The organism is Paenibacillus sp. FSL W8-1187 (assembly GCF_037965485.1).
GTDB classification, from domain to species: Bacteria; Bacillota; Bacilli; order Paenibacillales; family Paenibacillaceae; genus Paenibacillus_O; species Paenibacillus_O pasadenensis.
Window position 1 is genome coordinate 3777391 of the sequence record NZ_CP150181.1, and the last position, 21497, is coordinate 3798887.

General features: G+C 56.4%; 16 protein-coding genes. 3 read left to right on the forward strand and 13 right to left on the reverse strand.

Features of this window, described 5'->3' with window-relative positions:
- Positions 1-91 precede the first annotated feature (91 nt).
- The 10 genes from NYE40_RS16315 to NYE40_RS16360 form a co-directional block, all read right to left on the reverse strand.
- Positions 92-2431 carry a glycoside hydrolase family 2 TIM barrel-domain containing protein gene (locus NYE40_RS16315; protein ID WP_339278685.1) on the reverse strand — a complete coding sequence of 780 codons (2340 nt, stop codon included), beginning with the start codon at positions 2429-2431 and terminating at the stop codon, positions 92-94.
- Between the two features lie 18 nt (positions 2432-2449).
- Positions 2450-3880 carry an alpha-L-fucosidase gene (locus NYE40_RS16320; protein ID WP_153783941.1) on the reverse strand — a complete coding sequence of 477 codons (1431 nt, stop codon included), beginning with the start codon at positions 3878-3880 and terminating at the stop codon, positions 2450-2452.
- Between the two features lie 20 nt (positions 3881-3900).
- On the reverse strand, positions 3901-6165 hold the full coding sequence (locus NYE40_RS16325) for a hypothetical protein (RefSeq protein WP_339278686.1): 2265 nt from the start codon (positions 6163-6165) through the stop codon (positions 3901-3903).
- Between the two features lie 132 nt (positions 6166-6297).
- Positions 6298-7797 carry an alpha-L-fucosidase gene (locus NYE40_RS16330; RefSeq protein ID WP_028597615.1) on the reverse strand — a complete coding sequence of 500 codons (1500 nt, stop codon included), beginning with the start codon at positions 7795-7797 and terminating at the stop codon, positions 6298-6300.
- A gap of 26 nt (positions 7798-7823) precedes the next feature.
- On the reverse strand, positions 7824-9449 hold the full coding sequence (locus tag NYE40_RS16335) for an ABC transporter substrate-binding protein (RefSeq protein WP_153783943.1): 1626 nt from the start codon (positions 9447-9449) through the stop codon (positions 7824-7826).
- Between the two features lie 143 nt (positions 9450-9592).
- A complete protein-coding gene (locus tag NYE40_RS16340) occupies positions 9593-10492 on the reverse strand; it encodes a carbohydrate ABC transporter permease (protein ID WP_339278687.1) in 900 nt (299 codons plus the stop codon).
- Between the two features lie 13 nt (positions 10493-10505).
- The gene (locus tag NYE40_RS16345) at positions 10506-11474 is read right to left on the reverse strand and encodes an ABC transporter permease subunit (protein WP_043110911.1); all 969 of its coding nucleotides are present in this window, start codon (positions 11472-11474) and stop codon (positions 10506-10508) included.
- Positions 11475-11708: 234 nt separating this feature from the next.
- The gene (locus tag NYE40_RS16350) at positions 11709-13370 is read right to left on the reverse strand and encodes an extracellular solute-binding protein (RefSeq protein ID WP_339278688.1); all 1662 of its coding nucleotides are present in this window, start codon (positions 13368-13370) and stop codon (positions 11709-11711) included.
- 37 nt (positions 13371-13407) lie between these two features.
- Positions 13408-15606: a helix-turn-helix domain-containing protein gene (locus tag NYE40_RS16355; protein WP_339278689.1), complete on the reverse strand. Its 2199-nt coding sequence runs from the start codon at positions 15604-15606 to the stop codon at positions 13408-13410.
- 54 nt (positions 15607-15660) lie between these two features.
- Positions 15661-16635 carry a Gfo/Idh/MocA family oxidoreductase gene (locus NYE40_RS16360; RefSeq protein ID WP_339278690.1) on the reverse strand — a complete coding sequence of 325 codons (975 nt, stop codon included), beginning with the start codon at positions 16633-16635 and terminating at the stop codon, positions 15661-15663.
- Positions 16636-16889: 254 nt separating this feature from the next.
- On the opposite strand from NYE40_RS16360, the gene NYE40_RS16365 reads away from it, so the two are divergent.
- Positions 16890-17105, forward strand: coding sequence for a helix-turn-helix domain-containing protein (locus tag NYE40_RS16365; protein ID WP_255309588.1), 216 nt, complete (start codon positions 16890-16892; stop codon positions 17103-17105).
- 108 nt (positions 17106-17213) lie between these two features.
- On the opposite strand, the gene sigK is transcribed toward NYE40_RS16365, so the two are convergent.
- The 3 genes from sigK to NYE40_RS16380 all read right to left on the reverse strand — a co-directional run bounded on the left by sigK (position 17214) and on the right by NYE40_RS16380 (position 20036).
- Positions 17214-17915 (reverse strand): RNA polymerase sporulation sigma factor SigK, encoded by a 702-nt coding sequence (gene sigK, locus NYE40_RS16370; protein WP_339278691.1) that lies wholly within the window; start codon positions 17913-17915, stop codon positions 17214-17216.
- 299 nt (positions 17916-18214) lie between these two features.
- Positions 18215-19234: a Gfo/Idh/MocA family oxidoreductase gene (locus tag NYE40_RS16375; protein WP_028597585.1), complete on the reverse strand. Its 1020-nt coding sequence runs from the start codon at positions 19232-19234 to the stop codon at positions 18215-18217.
- Positions 19235-19262: 28 nt separating this feature from the next.
- Positions 19263-20036, reverse strand: a complete 774-nt coding sequence (locus NYE40_RS16380; protein ID WP_028597584.1) for a sugar phosphate isomerase/epimerase — start codon at positions 20034-20036, stop codon at positions 19263-19265.
- 137 nt (positions 20037-20173) lie between these two features.
- On the opposite strand from NYE40_RS16380, the gene NYE40_RS16385 reads away from it, so the two are divergent.
- A complete protein-coding gene (locus NYE40_RS16385) occupies positions 20174-21070 on the forward strand; it encodes an AraC family transcriptional regulator (RefSeq protein ID WP_084136572.1) in 897 nt (298 codons plus the stop codon).
- A 123-nt stretch (positions 21071-21193) separates the two neighbouring features.
- Entirely contained in the window at positions 21194-21496 is a 303-nt protein-coding gene (locus NYE40_RS16390) for a hypothetical protein (protein ID WP_028597583.1), read from the forward strand.
- The last annotated feature ends 1 nt before the right edge of the window (position 21497 follow it).

A 21497-nucleotide genomic window follows, 5' to 3' on the forward strand; every position in this document is an offset into this window, starting at 1 on the left:
AAGAGCAGGCCGCTGCGCTTCAACCGTGCTGCGGCGCATCCGCCGAAGCCTAAAGAGCGCCGGGAGAATCTCCCGGCGCTTCTGTTTCAATCTAGCCTACCGCTATCGCAACCGTAGAGGCAGGAATCCCTTCGGCCATCGCAGTCAAGACGATCTCCCCGGACTCGCCATCAGCCCGTACGACGGCCATGGCCCGGCCTTCATAGGCTTTGCGTCGATGGCCGACATACATCTCTTCGCTGACGGGATTGCTGTTGCCGACAGCGATCAGCGTACCGGCTCCGCACGCGGTGAAATAAATATCGTCGGCTGCGTCATGCACGACATTCCCCGATGCATCGACCACTTCGACCGTGATATAAGACAAATCGCCGAATTCGGCTTCCAAGCGGCTTCGATCCGGCGTCAGGCGGATGGCGGCAGGCGCTTCTGCTGTTCGGAGCGCGGCGCGGGAAGCCTCGCTTCCTCCCCGATAGCCTACGGCCAGCAGCTCTCCGGCTTCGTAATGCAGCTCGAATGCCGCCTTGTACTTGTTCGGCTTGCCGGCTCCCTGCCGGCCTAGCGATGTTCCATTGAGGAACAATTCGATCTCTTCATCCGTGCTGTACACTTCCACGACGGTCGGCTTCCCCTCGTAGCCGGGCCAAGTCCAGGATGGGACCACATCCGGCCAAGACCAGCCCCACAGGACAGGATTTTTCCCGTAGTGTTCCGGCTTGTACACCGCGATATAGGGAGCCTTCGCGATTTCCCAGACACAGTCGCGATAATGCGACTGCGGCCTCTTGAAGCCGCAGATGTCGATATCGCCGCAGTAGGCCACGTGCCACGGATAGCGGATGACTTCCTTTTCGCCGCCGTATCGGACCGCTCCGACTCCGGCTTCACCGAGATAGTCCAAGCTGGTCCAATAAAAATCGCCGATGACATTCGGATGCTCGTCCGCCGTCATCCAGTACTCCAGCGAATCCATCAGGTAGTTCTCCGTACTGCAGATGACTCGATCCGGGTATTTGACCGAATCGCTCTTGTAGCGCTTCTGCTCATAGTTGTAGCCTACGACATCGAGCGGCTCCGCATAGCTCTCGGTCGTCTCGCCCCAGTAGTCGAACCCTTCGGGGATCGCCGAGGGATCGATGCCGATCGGGGAGAAGCGCAGGGAACCGACCCAGCAAATGCCGTTCGTTACGGCCCGGGTATCGTCAAGCGAGCGGACATAGTCGGCCAGCTTTCGGGCGTAGGCATAACCGTCCGAACGGCCGTCCCTCTCGCCGATCTCGTTGCCTGTCGACCACAGGATGATGCTGGGATGATTGCGGTCGCGAAGCACCATCGCGGCCAGATCCCGCTCCCACCAGTCGGCAAAATGCAGATGGTAGTCGTTGGTCACCTTGCTTTCCCGCCAGACATCGAACGCTTCGTCCATCACCAGCATGCCTAGACGGTCGCAGGCATCCAGAAAGCTTGGCGACGGCGGATTGTGGGCGCATCGTACGGCATTGTAGCCGCTCGCCTTCAGCAATTCGATCTTTCGTTCTTCGGCACGGCCGTAAGCGGCCGCCCCCAGCAATCCGGTATCATGATGGACGTTGCCGCCCTTGAGCTTCGTCGGCACGCCGTTGAGCCGGAACCCCTGCCGGGCATCGAAGGAAATGGAACGGATCCCGATGCTTGTCTCCGCGAGATCCACGACCTTGCCTTCCAGCAAGACCTCGCTTTTCAATGTGTAGAGATAGGGATCCTCCACCGACCACAACCGTGCCGGCTCAACGACAAGCGTCTGACTGGCCTCGATCGAACACTTGCCTGGAATCTGCACCTCGACCTCGTGAGAGGCTACGGCAGATCCGGCAGCATCGAGCAGCGTCGAGCGTACGATGGCCGCAGCGGCTGCTTCGCCGCTATTCTCGACTTCCGTCCTGACCGCTGTCGTCGAAGACTCGGCAGAGACTTCCTGAGCGGCTGCGAATACGCCCCATGGCTTGATATGAACCTGCTCGCCGACCATCAGCCATACAGGGCGGTAGATTCCGGAACCGCTGTACCAGCGCGTATTGGGGATCGCGCTGTTGTTGACATGGACGTCGATCGTATTGTCCTTCCCGTACATCAGATAAGGAGACAAGTCGCAGTGGAACGTGGTGTAGCCGTACGGCTGCTGCGCGACGATATGACTGTTGATGCGGACCGTGGCGTTCATGTATACGCCCTCGAACTCCAGCATCACCTTTTTGCCTCTCCACTCCTCTGGAACGAACAAAATCTTCTGATATTCGCCTACGCCGCCAGGGAAATATCCGTTTCCGATGCCGGCAGGCGTATCGGGATCCCGTTTCTGCAAGATGCTGAAATCATGCGGCAGATCAACGATGCCGGAAGGCAGCTGCGAAGATTTGAAGGTCCATTGCCGGTTCAAGTCCTGTTTGATCATAAGGTTCGATTACCTCGCTTAAGCTGATGGGATGGATGAATAGATTTCAATAGCGGCAAGCTGCGGCTGCCATCTGGATTCCGTGATCTTCAATCGAATATGCCGCGAGGCGACGGGATGGAACCGGCAGATGCGCTTATGCCCGACGACCGTGCCCTCGAACAACGGCTTCCAGTGCTCCCCATCCTTGTATTCGAGCTCGAAACGCTCGATGCGCTGGGTATATCGATACTCCTGCAGCACCACGTGGCTGAAGGTCTGCTCGCGTTGGAGGTCGAGCTCGACAACCGCTTGCTCCGTGCCTTCCTCTGGCGCCCAGAACGTATCCCGGTTCCCGTCCAGCAGCCTGCCCGCTTCGAAGCCTGCCGACGACTCCGTTGCAGCTGCCGAAGCGCCGATGGCCAGATTCGTCCGGAATGTCTCGCGCAGCTTGTCTCCGAGCTCTTGCAGACGTGCGACATCATTCTCATGAATGAGTCCCCGTCGATCCGGCGGGAGATTCAGCAGGAAGGTCGCATTGCCGCCGACCGATCCATAATAGACCTGCAGCAGCTCATCGAGAGATTTCACCTGATCGTCCTCGAAGTCGTGATAGAACCAGCCGGGGCGAATCGATGTATTCACTTCAGCCGGGTACCACACGAGCTCGCGTTCATGCTGAATGACGGCACGGCTGCCTAGATCGTTCTCGTCCGACTGGTAGCGCCTTGCGAACTCCCGGTCATCGGCCTGCTGCGACTTCTCCTGGATCTTCTCATTATCTCGGAGAGAGGCCGGTACGACGCTCCATTCCGAGGTCCGGCAATGCCCCGCCTCATTGCCGCACCAGCGGATATCCGGCCCGCAGACCGATATCGCGGCATTCGGCTGCAGCTCGCGAATCCGTGCATAGTAGGCATCCCAATCGTACTGCTGACGCTTGCCGTTAGGCCCTTCCCCGCAGGCGCCGTCGAACCATACGCAGAATATATCCCCGTAATTCGAAAGCAGCTCGGTCAGCTGGTTGAGCATATGCTCGTTATAGCGGGGCGAGTCTCCGTAGGTCGGTTCATGCCGGTCCCACGGAGACAGATAGACGCCGAATTTAATGCCGGCTCTGCGGCAAGCCTCCGAAACCTCCTTGACCATGTCGCCCGTTCCGTTTTTCCAAGGGCTGTTTTTGACAGAGTGCTCGGTATAGCGGCTAGGCCACAGGCAGAAGCCATCATGATGCTTGCAGGTCAGGATCAGTCCTTTCATCCCGGCAGACGTGCAGGCCGCTACCCATTGGTCCGCGTCGAACTCGACCGGATTGAAGATGGACGGGTCCTCGTCCCCCGTCCCCCATTCCTTGCCTGTATACGTATTGACCGTAAAGTGGATGAATGCGTAAAACTCCAATTCCTGCACGGCCAGCTGGCGTTCGGACGGCCGAATCTGGGCGGCGTATCGGATCAGCTCCGTCGTCATTGTGCTGCCCTCCATTTCCATTAGTCATTCTTGGCGTTGTCGATCGTGAGCACGACCCGCTTCTGTCCACGAAACACGGCAATCGTGAACGTCTCGCCTTCTCGGACCGCTTCATAGCTTTCGAGCAGATCGTTCACGGTGTCCACCTTGCTTCCGTTCAGGTCAAGGACAACGTCTGCGATCTGAAAGCCTCGTTCATTTTGCCAGCTCCCCCATGGTATCGTCTCGATCAGGACGCCTGTCTCATCGGGTAGGCCGGAAGCGGAGACTTCGCCGAGGCCGACAATGTTTTTCACCTTGCAATGGCCCCAGAGCGAATGCTGGTGGAGACGCCCCGACTCGCCCGTCCTCTCCCCGATCTGCGGCAGTCTTGGCGTTTTGGCTCTTTTCCTCAGCCGGGGACTGCGGACACCGAACGCGTCCATCGGGAAGTTCTTGAAGCCGAGCGCCAGCGCCGGCGATCCGTCACGGACACGATAGTCGCCGCTATCCGGATCGATGAACTGCGCGTCTGCCGCCAGCGATCGGTGATCGCGCCCGCTCATCTCTTGCAGCTCGGCTGCCGGCGACGGCCGGGCGCCTGGTACATGAAGCAGATTGTCGTTGCATTCTGTCCCCCACGGCTGCGGCACCCGGATCGGCACATACGCCGTAAACACAATGTTGCGCCGGATGATGTCTCTGCTGCCCTTGAACCATACATGCGGATGAAGCGAATTGTTGACGAGGACATTGTTCTCGCACCGGCGGTAGAAGCCTTCCCTCAGCTTGATCCCGCCTGCCAGACACAGATTGTTGTAGATTTCATACCCGCTTGATCCGTCATCCAGATCGATATCCCAGCCGTAATCGCAGCGCCACCGGTTATGGCGGATGACGATGGGCCGTACGACATCGAGTAAGGGAAGCGGATCGTCCGGCTCGCCTGGATTCTCATTTATGGAATCCATATCTATATCCTCAAGCAGCCAATACCTGTCCCTGCCCCATGAATTGAAGGAACCGTGGTCTCCCGTTTCCAGCACGGTATCGAACACGTCGCAGTTTTCGATCAGATGCCCGCCGAACGTGCCTTCCGAAATATTGATGCCGGCCCGCGGCACATCGTATATGCTGCAGCTGCGGATCGTAATGTCCATCGCCATCGATAGCTGAACGGGAGCCGACTGCTTCTCCACTCGCCCTACACGAGTGATCAGACAATCCTCGACAAGGCACGGACCGGGATAATTTTCCGATTTCGGACCTGGCATCCGATCGATCTCCGACAGCTGCTGCCGCTCTCCGTATTCGAACAGCGGGCTTCTTACGCTGTCCGGCCGCCCTACGAATGCGATTCCGTTGGATCCGATCTCCTCCAGGTGACAGCCTGTGATGCGGACATGGCGATTGCGGCCATCCACGAAGATGGCATTCCCGCCAAGGTTCCTGAAGCTGCAATCCGCAATCGAGCAATGCTCCGTATCGCGCAGCAGTACCGCTCCGCCTCGATATACGGTCCAATCGCTGCGCAGAAGAGGCTCGCGGTTTTCCATGAACGTGCGGGAAGTCATCTCGAACGTAAAGCCTTTGAGCGCAAGATGCTGCGCGCTTGTCCCGGGCGTGCCTATGATCTCGACGAGATGAGGCAGATGAGCGCCTCTCGTTTCCGCGGTCAGCAGATCTGTGCCTGGATAGGGGAAGACGTACAAGAGGCCGGCTTTGTCGTCGTAGTACCACTCTCCGGGCGCGTCAAGCTCTTCCACGATATTCTCGACGTAAAGAAATTCGCTGTGCATGCCCAGCTGCCGGTTGTTCTGCCACCCGCCCTCCAGCTCAAGCACATCATCCTGGGTCTTGCCGGCAATCCGGTACCAGTAGTCGCCCCATAGATGGCTGTGCATGGCATGGACATAGCCGCCTTCCGGATTGCGCCATCGGGCCGCCCGTTCCGGACGGATGCTGTCGGCCGCATAGCCGTTCATGATGCGGATCTCTTCGTCATAATTCGGATAGCGGGCCATATGGTAGAGCCGGCCATCGATGTAGAGCTGATCCAGCACCAGTCCCTCTGGCGCGCGCGCTTGCATGATGCCGTCGCGATAAGGCTTCCAATCCAGTTGCAGAACCTTGGAGCCCGTAATGACCGCCGGATCGTCTCCGATGGATTCGTACAGGACCGGCGAGGACTCTGATCCCGAGTCCTCCGGTCCGAACCGAAGCGGCTCCGTCAAGTCATACATGCCTCCATGGACCTTCACGCGTACCGGTGTTCCAGCGGCGATGATTTCCCTGGCGGCGCGCATCGCGCGCCCGATCGAAGCATAGGGCTGCTCCGCCGTGCCCCTGGCATGGTCGTTGCCGTCGGTTGAAACGTACAGGCATTTCTCGTCGAGCATCCCTACCGATCCCCTTTGTCTCTGTTCTTCCCGATGTCCCTAATGGTCCAGCTCTATGGCCATGCAATTGGCATACGGGGTCGGAAGATGCTCCGGCAGCGATACGATCAGAGCGCCGTAAGCCTGTTGGAACGGCACGTCTCCGACGCCGAGCAGCCGCACCTTCTTCACTTTATGCTGCGGGGTCAGCGACCGGATCACAGCGAGACCGTCGCTCGGAGCGCGCATCTGGAACGCATAGACCGTATTGCCTTTTTGCGTGAAACGGAAATCCGAGCTGTTCCATTCCACCTTGTCTTCCTTGAAATGATCGATCACCACGCTGGAGGTCCCTTCGCCCGACACGCGGAACGGACGCGTGCCGTAGACGCCTTCCGAGCACACAGCGAACCATTGGGCCATTTCCTTCAGGATGTGCGTGCACTCGTCGTCGATCGTGCCATCGGGCTTCTGGGGAATATTCAGCAGCAGATTGCCGTTTTTGGAAATGATATCAATGAGAATTTCGATGACATGTCCCGGCTGCTTGTATACGGTTTTCACGTTGTAGAACCAGTCGCCGACGCAGGTATCCGTTTGCCAAGGCTCAGGCTTGATTCCCTGCTCCTGACTCCGTTCGATATCCATCACGCCTACGGAGTAGACTTCTTTCCTACGATCCTTCTGGTTGTACACCGCCTTGTTCCGACCGCCGTTAAGCGAAGCGCTCGTATTGTACAGATGCGCGACTGCATGCAGGCCTGCTTCAACGTCGGCGTTGTCCAGTCCGTTCTCCGACGACTTGCCCCACGAATTGATGAACGGCAAGGCCCCGTCCGAGTACAGCAGATCCGGCTGGTACAAGTCGATCACTTCTTTCATCACGTCGAACCAGCGCTGATGCCACCAGGCGTTGGAGGTGTACCACGGATCCAGATCGTACTGCTTTTTGTCTGGATCGTAATGCTCCCGATTCGGCAAGTACAGATCCTCGAATTGCGGATCATTGCCGTCATACGGAACGCCTTTGAACGGTCCTTCCTTGTCGTGCCCTTTATTCCACTGATGCCAGCTGAACGTCGCCCCGAGATGCTCCGTCACTCCGAACGGCAGGCCTCTCTTCGAAGCCGCTTCCTTCCACAGGCCGACGATATCCTTCTTGGGACCCATTTGGACCGAATTCCACTTATGGATCTTCGAATCGTAATTGAAAAAGTTGTCGTGATGCATCGCTTGCGCAACAAAATATTTCGCTCCCGCCTGCTCGAACAAGTCCATCAGCCCTTCGGGATCGAACTTCTCGGCTTTCCAGAGCTGCACGAGATCCTTGTAGCCGAATGTAGACGGGTGACCGTAATGCCGGATGTGGTACCGGTATTGATCCGATCCTTCATAATACATGTTGCGGGCATACCAATCGCCGAACATGGGAACCGATTGCGCTCCCCAATGCGACCAGATGCCGAGCTTGGCATCCCGGAACCATTCCGGGCATTCAAATGTCCGAAGCGATTCAAACGTCGGTTCAAACGGGCCCTTGGCAATTTCCTTGTTCACCATTCCGTCACAGCTCCTTTGCTTCTTTTCTAGTTGCCCTCTATTCGGTCATACGCTTTCTGATAGATGTCCAGATAGCTTGGGAGATTCAATCCATCGAAGCCCTTCACATATCCATCCCATTCGCTATCCGTCAGACGCTTGGATCCCGTAATGAATTGCGCCATATTCGAGTTGATATAATCGACCAGCTGCGGTTTGATCCTATTCACCTGCTTGGCGTCGGACACCTCCAGGAAGACGGCAGGCGGATAGATTTCTTTCGGCTGCTTGTTCTCGTAGTTGTTCGCGGTCTCCAGGAACAACCGGTACTCGAAGCCTTGCTCCGACAACGGATCGCTCGGGGCAACCCACGACTCCCTGATTTCGCGCGTGCGCCGGGTAATGCCCATCTGGTCCCAATGATCGTTCAACGTTGAGCCGATCTCGAAAAATGCCGGCGTAAGCTTGTACTTCGCCTGTTCGCCGTGGACATTTTTTTCTCCGGGCTGCGCCTTCTCCCAATAATTCCCCTCTAGGCCATACTCATTTGCGATTGCAAACTCCTCGGAGTACATATAATCGGCCATTTTGATCGCGGCGATCTGCTGCGCTTCCGTAGCCTTGTTCGTGATCGCAAAGGCGCCGTTGCCGTATCCCTTGTAGTATCCTGCATACGCGACACCGTTCGGGCCGGCAAGCGGGGCCAACGACACATAGTCTTTATGGCGCGTCTGTCCCTCGTAGACATTGAACGCCATCCCGATGTGACCCATCGATACCGCTCCGATTACATTGTCCCCTTCCTTGTTGGCGACTTGCATGACGGCATCGTTGTTTTGCGTGAACGCTTCCTTGTCGATCAGATTCTCGCTGTACAGCTTGTTCACATATTCCAGACCTTGCCTCCACTCGGGCTGGTTTGCGGCGAGGCTTACCTTGCCGTCTTTCATCGTGAAGAAGGTGTTGTCGTCGTCGTATACAAACGAGTTCATGAGGAAATGAGAGGGAATGCCGTGCCATGTATTGTAGGCGCCCGTGAGCGGAATCTCATCCGCTTTGCCGTTCCCGTTCGGATCCTGCGTCTTGAACGCCTTGAGAACCTGATAGAACTCTTCTGTCGTTTTCGGAATTTCGAGGCCGAGCTTATCCAGCCATGCTTTGTTGATCCACATTTTCTGGGAATACCAGCAATGGAAGCAATCATTGATATGCGGCAGCGCGTAAATGTTGCCGTCCGGAGCTGTAATGGCCGCCTTCAGATCCGGATCCTCTTCGAATGCCCGCTTGATCTCATTGCCGTACTTATCGATCAAGTCATTGAGCGGGAGCAGAACTCCCTGCTGGCCATAATCGATCTGTTCCGCCTGGGTGAAGTCGCCGGACAAAAACACGGACGGATAATCGCCGCTGGCCAGGAGCAGCTTCTTCTTGTCGGCTGCGCTGACTTCAGGCGCCGCTTCGAACTTGAACTTGATATGGATCTTTTCTTCAAGCAGCTTCGTTATCGTGTTCGTATTGATATCCTCTATACGGGGCACTACGGCAATGAAGGTATCCAAAGTAACCGGTCCGTTGCCGGCGTCATCGCCAGAAACGTTATTGCCCGCGTTGTTGCTGCTGCATGCGCTCATCGCCAGGACAAGCAGCAGCGCGATGCTCGTGACGAACCCCATTCCCCTTCTCTGATTCAGAATGACTCCTCCTTTGATTTGCGTATGGAAAGTCTTGAATCATAAAAAACGAAGACCTGTACCTGCTGCCTGACTTCGAAGCCCGACCTCGAAGCCTCACCTCCCTTCGAAATCTCCTTCGCGGATCAGCCTTTGACCGATCCGATCATGATTCCCTGTACGAAATATTTCTGCACGAATGGATAGATGCACAGGATCGGTACGGTCGCAACGACGATAAGCGAGAATTTCAACAGATCCCGCAGCCCCTGCCTTGCGGCAAACTGATTGGCATCCACAAGCGATCCGGCATCGACCGAGTTGAGGATCAGGATGTTTCGAAGAATGATCTGCAGCGGAAACAGTTCCGGCGACTTCAGATAGATCAAAGCATCGAAGTAGGCATTCCACGTCCCGACAGCGTGGAACAGCACCAATACGGCGATGATCGCTTTCGAGAGCGGAAGAACGACTCTCCACAAGAAACCGATGTCCGAGCATCCGTCAAGCTCAGCAGCCTCGCCAAGCTCCTTGGGGATGGTGGACTGGAAAAACGTGCGGGCAATGATGACCTGGAAAACGGCAATCGCGCCTGGCAGAATCATCGCCAATGGAGTATCGAGAATGCCCAATGATTTGACCGTCAGATACGTCGGAATCAGGCCGCCGTTGAACAGCATCGTAAAAACGAGAAGCATCATGATCAGATTGCGGCCGATGAACGTGGACCTCGACAGCGGATAGGCTAATGCAACCGTCAGCACGACATTGGCCAGCACTCCAAAAAAGGTATATAGAATCGAGTTCTTATATCCCGTCAGGATCATGGGGTTGCTGAAGATGACTTTGTAGCCTTCCAGGCTGAAGTCGACCGGCCACAACCATACCCTGCCGCTGACGACCGCTTCGGACGAGCTGAAGGAGGAGCTTACAATAAAGATGAGCGGGTAAATGACCGTCGCCAGGACAAGGATGAGAAAGGCATAGATGAAGGCCAGAAAGATCCGGTCGCCAAGCGACTCTCGGATGGCATGGGTACGACTCATTCGAATTCCTCCTCTACCATAGGCTGCTGTCAGAGATGCGCTTAGCAATTGAATTGACCGTAATCAGCAAAATCAGGTTGATCACGGAGTTGAACAGATCCACAGCGGCGGAAAAGCTGAAATTCGCGCCGAGCAGACCGGTTTTATAGACATAGGTCGAGATGACCTCGGACGTGCTTACATTAAGCGGGTTCTGCATCAGATAGATTTTCTCGAATCCGACATTCATGATCTGTCCCACGCTCAGGATCAGCAAAATAATGGCAGCGGGCGCGATGCCTGGGAGATCAACATTCCGAATCTTCTGAAATCTAGAGGCGCCGTCAACCTTGGCGGCTTCATAGAGCTCTGGATTGATTCCGGCCAAGGCGGCTAAATAGACGACGGCGCCGTACCCGATGCTCTGCCAGACGTTCGAAAAGACGAAAATGCTTTTAAAATAGCCTGGAACCCCCATGAAGTTGATCGATTCGAAGCCGAGTGCCTGGACGATCTGATCGACAAACCCGAGACGGGGAGAAAGGAAGATGATCAGCATCGACACCATGACGACGGTCGAAATAAAAAACGGCGCAAACGTCACCAATTGAACGGTTTTCTTGAACCTCATGCTCCTGACTTCATTTAGCGCAAGCGCCAGAAGAATTGGAGCAGGGAATCCGATGAGAAGCGAATAGAGGCTGATCCCCATCGTGTTCTTGATGAGGAGCCAGAAATTCGGCGACTTAAAGAAAGCTTCGAAATGAGACAAGCCGACAAAATCGCTTCCCGTAATCCCCTTCACAATGCTGAAATCGCGAAATGCGATCTGCGCCCCGTACATGGGGATGTACTTGAAAATAATGAAATAGACCAGCGGTGCAAGTACAAGAAGGTACAGCTGCCAATGCCTTTTGATTCCTTTCCAGAGACGTCTTGCAGCCAGCGCTTTACTTTCTTTTTGAACGTCGTGCAAAGCCTTTACTGTCCCGGTTGTTCCCATCTCTGTGACCACACCCCTCTCATCGTGAAGCGGAATTGTTCGTCTGGCTCCACGTTAGCGAATCATCCCGAGGACCGTCAACGAACAGAAATCACTTGCGGCACAGAATTCTAAAAGCGCTTCCCAGCTGCGTTCTGGAGCCGTATCGCTCAATATTCACATGCCGATTACTATTCGCCGATTGAAAAAAGCCTTGATCCAGAAGGGTTTCTGGGTCAAGGCCTTTGCTAACGCTCATTTTTGCCGATAGGAGTCATACGCGTTCTGATGAAGCTCGAGGTAACGATCCAGCTTTAATTTTTCCAGCCCTTCTACGTAGTCATCCCAATCGGCATCGGCATTCTTTACGCCTGTGATGAATTGAACCATATTGAACCGGATGTAATCGTTGATCGGAATTCTGAGCCTTGCGGCTTCTTGAGCTTCCGCCATCTCCATGAAGATGTAATCGGGATAGACCTCAGCCGGCTCCTTGCCCTCGTACTTGTTCTGTGTCTCCTGATAAAGCCGGTGTTCGTAGCCTACAATGGAGTAAGGATCCTGCGACACGGCCCATGATTCGCGCAAGTTTCGATCGCGATAGAGCAGGCCCATCTGAGCCCAAATCTCGTTCTGCGTATCCGATTGGGCAAACTCTGGCGCGAGCCAGTATTTCGCAGGACGTCCATGCTCATCGAATTCGCCTGGCTTTCCTTTTCGCCACCATAGATCCTCCATCCCCCATTCATTGCGTACCGTGGCCTCTTCCGTCAGAAGAAAGTCAGCCAGCCGCATCGCGGCTGCCGCTTCGGTTTCCGTTGCTTTGTCAGTAATCGCAAAGGTCGATCGGTCAAATGAACTGAAAAATCCGGCTGCTTGGTAGCCGGCAGGACCGATCAACGGGGGCACCGCTTCGTATTCGCTCTGCCTGATATTGTTGCCGTTATTGTACGCCATCCGGATATGTCCGACCGTGATGGCGCCAAGGACATTATCCTGACGGGTCGCTTTTTCGATCACTCCGTCGATGGACTGCGTGAATACTTGCGGATCGATCAGACCCTCGCTGTACAATTTATGGATATAGGCAAGCCCGTCTCTCCATTGCGGCTGTACGGCGGCTAAGCCGACATGGCCGTTCTCGATATAGAAGTAGTTCCTATCCGTATTGTAGATGAAGGCGCTCATCAAAAATCCTGTAATCTCCGAATGCCAGCTGTTCACCGCCCCGCTTAACGGAATTTCGTCATGAAGTCCGTTTCCGTTCGGATCATCTCGTTTGAAGGCTTGGAGCACCTGATACAGCTCATCCGTTGTTTTCGGCATGGGCAGGTCCAGCCGCTCCAGCCACGATGTATTGATCCATAATTTCTGAGCGTACCAGCAATGAAAGCATTCATTGATGGCGGGAAGCGCGTATAGGTTTCCGTCCGGAGCGGTCAGCGACTGTCGCAGATCGGGCCGTTGCTGAAAAATCTCATGAAGACGATCGCCGTAGCGGTCGATAAGCGCATTCAGGGGACGAAGAATGCCGCGCTTGCCGTAACGGACTTGCTCATCCGTCGTCAGGCTGCCGCTGAGGATGATCGGGGGGTAATCGCCGCTGGCGAATAGAACATCCTCCGCTTCGTCGATCGTGCTCGGACTCGTCGTCACGAAGTTGAACTTGATGCCGAGCTTTTGTTCCACATAGGAGGTGAATTGGTTCTTCTCCAGCTCTTCCTTCGTCGATTCAGACGCGATCAATACCTCAAGCTCTACCCGGCTGTCGGCGATCGGAAATTCGCCGGGACCGTATATGGCCTGCTCCGCGCCTTCGTGCTCGGCGCGGTCGGCTCGCGGACTCAAATAGAGAAACAAGGCCGCCAAGACAACGAGCCCAATGAATGCCAGGGCAAAAAAACGAGCTGTTTTCATCGTCCACCTCCCGGAAGGCTGGGGCCTCCTGACATGGCTAATGGTGCGATCGGCTGCGGTAGTCCTGCGGCGAGACGCCCTCCACTTTCCGGAACACGCGGCGGAATGTAGCTGCATTGGAGTACCCGACCTTCTCCCCGACCTCTTGGACCGAATGCTGATTTTGGAGAAGCAGCTCTTTGGCTATGCCGATCCGGATGGACATTAAAGAATCAAGAAAATTCTCGCCAAACGACTCTTTGAACAGCCGGCTCAAATATTTCGCGGAAATGGAAAATTTCTCGCTCAAATAATCGAGCGACAGATCCGGGTTCGCATACTCTCTTTCGATATACTCCTTCACGTCCTGCAGCATGTGATAATGGTGGCGGGATTCCCGAACCTCCTGCAATTTCTTGACGCTTGCATCCAACGTGACGTATAGCGCCTCGCTCATTTCATCCAACGTATCGAACGACTCCATTTTTTGGCGCGCTTCCTCCAGCGCCTGTCGAATCATCTGATATTCCTCTCTCGAACTGCTCGAGAGATGGAGCTCCAAGTGGGCCAGCATGTAGTTCATGAGCTTGACGATCTCGGCCTTGGTGGGCTTGTCTGCGCGAATATCGTCAAAGAATGTTCGGAAAAGCTTCCTCCATCCTTCGTCTGCCAGGCGGAAAGCGGTGGAAATCTCATGAATCGTACGGAGATGTTCATGTGCATCCTTCTGCTGCTGATTCTGGGCATCTGTGTAGCGGATGATGCGGTTCGTACCCAGCACAGCCTTGAAGTGAAGCAGCGAACAGGCCTCCTCATAGGATAATCGCACCTTTTCGAGGCTGGATGAAGAACGGCCGACGCCGATCGTTACCGTGAACTTGAGATTTTTGGCGACCCAGTCGATGATCGATTCATAGATGGGAGTCAAGTCCTGCTGCTCATCCACGAACAGAATGCCGGTCAAATGGGTCGGGGATGTCCATTCCAGCCACACCGCCATCCCCCGCTGCTGCACCATCTCGTTGACGACGCTGCTGATGACGAACTTGAACAACGAACGATCTCGGCCGCTGTAGGTGAAGAACGTCTGCTCCGGGTTGTCGACCTCGATGACAACAGCCTTCAGGGCATGGTAGGTCGGCAAGCTCAATCCCTCGAACGGCGACGCCTCGGCGGCGTCCCGCTGCTCATGATCCCCGTAGATCATGATGCTGAACGCGTTTTTGCGTTTCAGAACAGCCGCCTTGATGAACTCCCTTTCCGCCAGCTTCGACTGGGCGGCAAAGTTGTTGATGGCAGATTCGATAAAGGCGAACTCATCTGCTGCCAGGCTGACGGCTGAACCGCCGCTCGAGAACAGCGTATGGTTCAATTTGACGACGAGCTCCTCGAGCGGTTTGTAGTTCGCGCGAGTAATGTAGATGATGAGCACCAGCCCGCATATAAAAACAAGCACGCCGACAGCGAACCAAACGCTTGAGAATGCGGACGTCGAGCTGGCCAGCAGCCCGCTGTTCATCCCGCTCTCAATGCTCCATCCGGTATAAGAGGACTTGAGGCTTGCCATCACCTTCCGGTCCTGCTGCAGGTTGTCGGCATAAATCGGGTTGCCTTGGCGATCGAATATATTCACGAACGTACTGGATTCATTGTAGAGCGAGGACACCGTAGCTCGAAAAGAAGAAATGTCGATATTGATGACAAATAGCCCCTGCGTCCCGGAATTGACCGGCACTTCATGCACGACGCTGATCACTTGCCTCGGGTTCTGGAACGAGAACTCCTGATAGCGGCGAATATTCGTCCAATTGGGCCTTGCAGACATGCCGCTCATCGAACGAGCAAACTCACGGTCCTCAAACTGATCGAGCTTGTTCTGCATGCTGCCTGAAAATATGGTTCCGTCGCTATAGCGATACAGGTAAAAAGAATCGATCAACGACACTTCTTGCTTAAGCTCATTCACGCGTTTAAGCACTTCATAGCTCAACACGACATTGCTGCTGTCGGATTCCTCGTAGTAGCTTGCCAGCAGCTTATTGTTAAGAAGCTCCCGAATGACCATGTGGTCGACCGTCTTCAACGAAACCTCAACCGATTGCAGCAATTGCGCCGCGAATACTTCATTGGATTCCTTTGCATTTTTACGGTTTTGCTCCACCATCGCCTGCAGGAAGAAAAAAACCAAAAAGGAGAAAACGACCAGGAAGAGCGGAATATAGGACCAGATCATCTTTCGAAGCCATATTTTATTCATGAGCTTCTCCCCTACTCGGCTTCCGTCAGCAAGGCGCATCAGCGCCGGATGCAATCAGTCCTGGAGCTTGATCGGCCGGTTCGTCGATGCAGAAAGGCTGGCTGCCGTCGCTGCTTGCTGAGACCGCCACGCATCGCTATAGGTGGAAAGGATGCCGGAAGCGTCTCCGGTCCGCAGGGCATGGATGAAAGCCTTGTTTTCCAGTTCGTAGGGATTCGAGCGGCTCGCATATTCCGTCGTCCTCCCGGCCGCGACTTCCTTCAATCCTTTCCCGCTCACCTCCAGAACGCCCGTGTCCGTATACACATGAAGTCCCGCCGTATGTCCCATCGGCAGCATGCATGTATTGGAAATGGTCGCGACGGCGCCGCTTTTCATCTTCAGCGTCACGGTTCCAACATCCGGCACCTCCACTCCGTCTTCCTTCGTATGCATGAAGCGTCCTGCGAATGCGGCGTACACCTCATCGACATCTCCGAGCAAGTACCGCAGCAGGTCTACGATATGAGTCGTCTGCTCGACGAACTGACCGCCCGAGCCTTCCTGTTTGCGCCACCAGTATACGCCAGGCATATTGCCCATCATATAGCCGAGGGCCATGCCGACGGTCCGATCTTTCAGCAGCTGCTGCGCTCTGGCCGTTCCATCCATATAACGGAAATGGTACCCGACCGAGGTGAGAAGCTTTTTCTCCTCCACGGCCTTCCTGATTCGCGTCGGCGTTTCGAGGTCGGCGGCCAGCGGCTTCTCTACGAAAAATGGAATATCGCGCTGCACGAGAGACTCTTCAAGATGAGCGTGCGCAAAAGGCGGTACGCAGACATAGGCCGCATCCAGCCTGCGGTCATCCAGCATTTCCGTCACGGAGCCGTACCCTCTTGCGTTGGGATAGTTGCGGGCCATGCTTTCCGCTTTTTGTTGCGAGGAGCCGCATATCGCGCTAATCTCCACGCCGTCCATGGCAGACAGCAGATCGGCATGCATCCTGCCGAATCCTCCTGTTCCGAACAGGCCGATTTTGATCGTCATCTTCAGATTCCCCCTAGTCTTCAAGTATACCCGATAAAAACGCCTTTCGTGTAAGCGCATTCAATTAGAGTTGGAACGATGCTACAATTTCACATAAATTATAAATCAGTTCTGGACAGCCGCAAATAGAAACATACAACAGCGATGAGCTCAACTTCTTCTGTTCCCCTCATTCGGTCGGCAAATACACCAGCCCGGACGAGCATGATGTTCAACGCGAATCGGGCGTAAAGGATTTCAGCCTCTTTAAAAAGGTGACCAGGACGACTCCTCTTGCTTATATCACGAAATGCCGGATTTTGAAAAGCAAACAAATGCTGCTGAGCCATCCTGCTCGCCCCATTCATCAAGTCGCGATTTCATCCGGCTATCCTACGGCCAGTTACTTCAATAAGGTCTTCATGGAGATGGAAGGCATCACGCCAAGCGATTTCCGAAAGAAATATGGATATGAAGGCGGGGCCAGCTGACGGCGCTCGCAGCCGCCCGCATGGCTCATGCCGCAAGCGCAGCAAAAAGCCGCCCTCTGCGCTTAAAGCAGGAGAGCGGCCTTTTGATCCGGCCATGCGAGCCGGCCTTTATTTCTTCGCCTTGTAAAACTCATGATACAGCTTCATGAGCGCCCGTTTCTCGATCCGCGACACATAGCTGCGGCTGATGCCGAGCTCCTTGGCGATCTCGCGCTGCGTGCGCTCCTCTCCGCCGTGCTCCAGCCCGAAGCGGGCGATCACCACTTCCTTTTCCCGCTCGTCGAGAATGTCGAGGTTTTTGTAGATCTTCGACTTCTCGATCTTCAGCTGCACCTTCTCCACGACGTCGTCATGCTCCGAGCCGAGGATGTCGATCAGCGTGATCTCGTTGCCTTCCTTGTCCGTGCCGATCGGATCATGCAGGGAGACATCCTTGCGCGTCTTTTTGAGCGACCTTAAGTGCATGAGGATCTCGTTCTCGATGCAGCGGGCGGCGAATGTCGCCAGCTTCGTGCCCTTGCCGGTCTGGAAGCTTTCGATCGCCTTGATGAGCCCGATCGTGCCGATCGAGATGAGATCCTCCGCGTCCTCGCCTGTATTGTCGAATTTTTTGACGATGTGCGCGACGAGCCTCAGATTGTGCTCGATGAGCAGATTGCGCGACTGCTGGTTGCCCTCGGCCATCAGCTTCAGATGGCGGAGCTCATCCTCCTCCTGCAACGGCTGCGGAAACGCATTGTTTTTGACATAGGACACAAGCAGGCTGAGCTGCTTGATGAACAGGGCGATTGCGGCAAAAAGTCCAGGCATTTCGGAGGCCACCCCCATGCGGTACTACCGTCTCTGCCAGGGGCAGGCGGTGCAGATGTACGGTTAGTTTATGTGGGCGGCCGCCCAGAAGTGCCTGTACTCCGCCATCGAGCCGCAAAATTAGACATTCGGCGCGCGGTTTCATTCGATCCGGATAAGGGGAGCCGATGGCACTCCCGCCTGCCTGAACCTAAAAAAGGAGCGAAGCGTCGATCGCTTCGCTCCTTGCCGCTGTCGGCGAGCCTTCGACTCTCCCCCCAGCCTGCCGCCGCAATCGGCAGCTTCTTGCAGGCAGCCTCTTACAGCTTGACGAACTGCCCGGTCCGCTGGGACTCGAACGCCGCGAGGATGACCTTCAGCGACTTCAAGCCTTCCTCGCCGGAGATCGCCGGCGGCGTGCCGGTCGAGACGGATTCCAGGAACGCGTCGATGACGCCGCTCGGCACTTGCTTCTCGTTGGTCGCCATGGCGCCGACCTTGTACGTCTGGGTGAGGCCCTCGGTCGGCTCGACGATGACCTCGTCGCCGTCGACGGTGCCGATCTTCATGACGCCGCGCTCGCACCAGAGCACCGTGCTGTTGTCCCCGCCCTTGTACTGCGTCCAGCTGGCGACGAGCGTGCCGATCGCGCCGCTCTTCATGCGCAGCAGGCAGGCGGCGTTGTCGTCCACGTCCGTATCCTTCTTGTCCACCGTGCCGATGAAGCCGGCGACCTCCGCCACCTCATCGTTCAGCAGATAGCGGATGAAGTCCGACTTGTGCACGCCGAGGTCGCCCATCGCGCCCATGACGGCCTCGTCCTTGCGGAAAAACCAGCTGCCCGCGCCGTCGACGCTCCAGCCCTCGGGACCGGGATGGCCGAACGACGTGCGGAACGTCAGCACGCGGCCGAGCTCGCCGGAGTCGAGAATCTCCTTGGCCTTGACATGCGGAGGCATCAGCCGCTGATTGTGGCCGACCATGAGGAAAACGCCGTTCCTGCGCGCCGCCTCGATCATCTGCTCGCCTTCCTCTGCCGTGGCAGCCATCGGCTTTTCTACCAGCACATGCTTGCCCGCGTTCGCGGCGAATATCGCCATCGAGGCATGCAGATGGTTCGGCGTGCACACGCTCACGGCATCGACGTCCTCGCTCGCGAGCAGCTCCTCGTAGCTGGCGTAAGCCTTGCCGCCGTATTGGTCCGCCATCGCCTGCGCCCGCTCCAGGATCGGATCGGCAAAGGCGACCAGCTCCGCCAGCTCATTCTCGGCATACTCGGGAATATGTCTGCGCTGGGCGATCGCGCCGCAGCCGAAGACCGCGATTTTGATTTTGCTCATCGGATCGGTTCTCCCTTCGGAATTGGAATCAAGCGTTCAAATAATGGCGCTGCACCCAGGCGTAGCTGTTCGCTACGCTCTCGAGCGGCGGATTTTGGCAATGGTCCTGCTCCACGATCAGCCACTGCACGCCCGCTGCCTCGGCCGCCTCGATGACGGCCGGCAGGTCCACGCCGCCTTGTCCGAGCTCCAGCGTCTTCATGCCGCCCTGCTCGTCGAGGGCGAAGTCCTTGAGATGAAGGAGCGGCAGCCGGCCGGCATACTTGCCGATGTACGCCACCGGATCCCGTCCGGCGAACTGCACCCAGCAGACGTCCATCTCGACCTGGACCGCTTCCGGCGCCGTCGCTTGGAACATGGCGTCGAAAGCATTCTCCTCGCCGACCTGACCGTGAAACTCGAAGTCATGGTTGTGATAGCCGAAGACCAGTCCCTGCTTGGCCGCCTCGGCGCCGATCGCCTGCAGCTCGGCGAACAGAGCGGTCCAGCCCTCGCCCGTCTGCGGCCGGTCCTCCTCCATCAGATAAGGGCAGATCATGTAGGTCGCGCCGATCGTCTTCAGATAGTCGATTTCCTTCTGCAGGTTCTGGCGCAGCGCGTGCAGCGAGACGTGGCTGCTGAAGCCCTTCAGCCCCAGCTCGTCCAGCGTCGCTTTCATTTCTTCGGCGGAGAGGTCTCCGTATCCTGCGAACTCGACGCCTTGATAGCCGAGCGCCGCCGCTTTGCGCAGCGTGCCCTTGAAGTCGGACGCGGTCTCCTCGCGCAGCGTAAACAGCTGCAGGCCGATGCTGATCTTGGTCATTGGTAGTCAATCTCCTCTGCGGAAAGGATTTTAGGCTCAGGTTTCATTCTAGGCGATTCCCCTCTAGAATGAACATATACAATTCCGGCAAAACATGAACGATTTGCTTGGAAATCTGAAGACGGAGGCCGTTCCCGGTGGAAACTTCCCTGCTGATCTGCGATTATTCCAGCCATTACAAGCCGTTTCTCCATGATGTGAGGAGCGGCCTGCAGCATTACCTATTTCGCCTGCAGGCCGAAGGCACCTGCGAGGTCGCCTCGGGCGGCGTCTCCTACAGGCTTGCGGGAGGAGACCTGCTCCTGCTGCGGCCCGGCGACGACTATCATCTGAGCGTGAGCGAGCCGGCCAGGAAGGGACGGCTGTCGAGCGGGGACTATTATCTGTTCTGCCATGGTCCCTGGATCGACGCCTGGTGGAGCCGCAAAGAGCGCCCGACGGTCAGCCGCGTCGGAGCCGACGAGCAGCTCATCACGCTTTGGCGCAGCCTTCTGCTGGAGAAGCGCCGCCATGCCCTCGACGAGGATGCGGAGCTGAAGGACGCGCTCCTGCGCAGCCTCTGCCTGTATATCGACCGGGCGATCGCCGAAAGCGCGCCGAGCGGGACGCCGGGAACGGCGGCGCTCAAGATCAAGCGGTTCATCGAGGAGCGGGCCTTCTCCACCTTCAAGCTCGAGGAAGCCGCGCGGCATGCCGGACTGAGCCTCTCCCGAGCGGTGAGGCTGTTCAAGGAGCAGTTCGGCAAGACGATGATCCAGTACGCCATCGAGATCCGGCTGCAGGCGGCCGTCGAGCAGATCAAATACGGCGAGCTGAAGCTCGAGCGGATCGCGAAAGCATGCGGCTTCGCCAGCTATTCTTATTTCCACCGCGTCTTCCGGACGCATTTCGGGCTTTCGCCGCTGGAGTACCGTTCGCTGCACTACGAGCGAGGCTCGAGCGGGCCGGTTGGTTCGGACGGCTCGGCCAGCTCGGGCGGACCGGTTGGCTCCGGCAACCCGGGCGGCTCGGGCGGAGAGACCGGGCCGGAATGACCGGTCACGGCACGAACACGTCGATCCTCGCATTTCCATCCTTTTCATAAAAAACACTCAACTTCCCATGTCTTCCTGCCGATAATCTTTGGGTTCGATTATAGACAAGGGGAGAGTCCACCGATGGAAACGACCATCCAACCGCTTGACGGAAGCCCGTCCGGCCCGAATCCTTACGCGCCTTATCGCAGCGACGAGCCCGTCAGCGTCAAATCCTGGCTGATCACGCTCGTCATCCTGATGATTCCGATCGTGAACATCGTCATGCTGTTCGTCTGGGCGTTCGGCGACAGCGCCAATCTCAACCGCAAGCATTTCTCGCGCGCCTATCTGCTCTGGGCGCTCATCGGCATTGCATTCTACTTCGTCCTATTCGCGATCTTCGGCGCTGTCATGATCAGCGCGTTGAGCGAAATGCCGGTCTAAA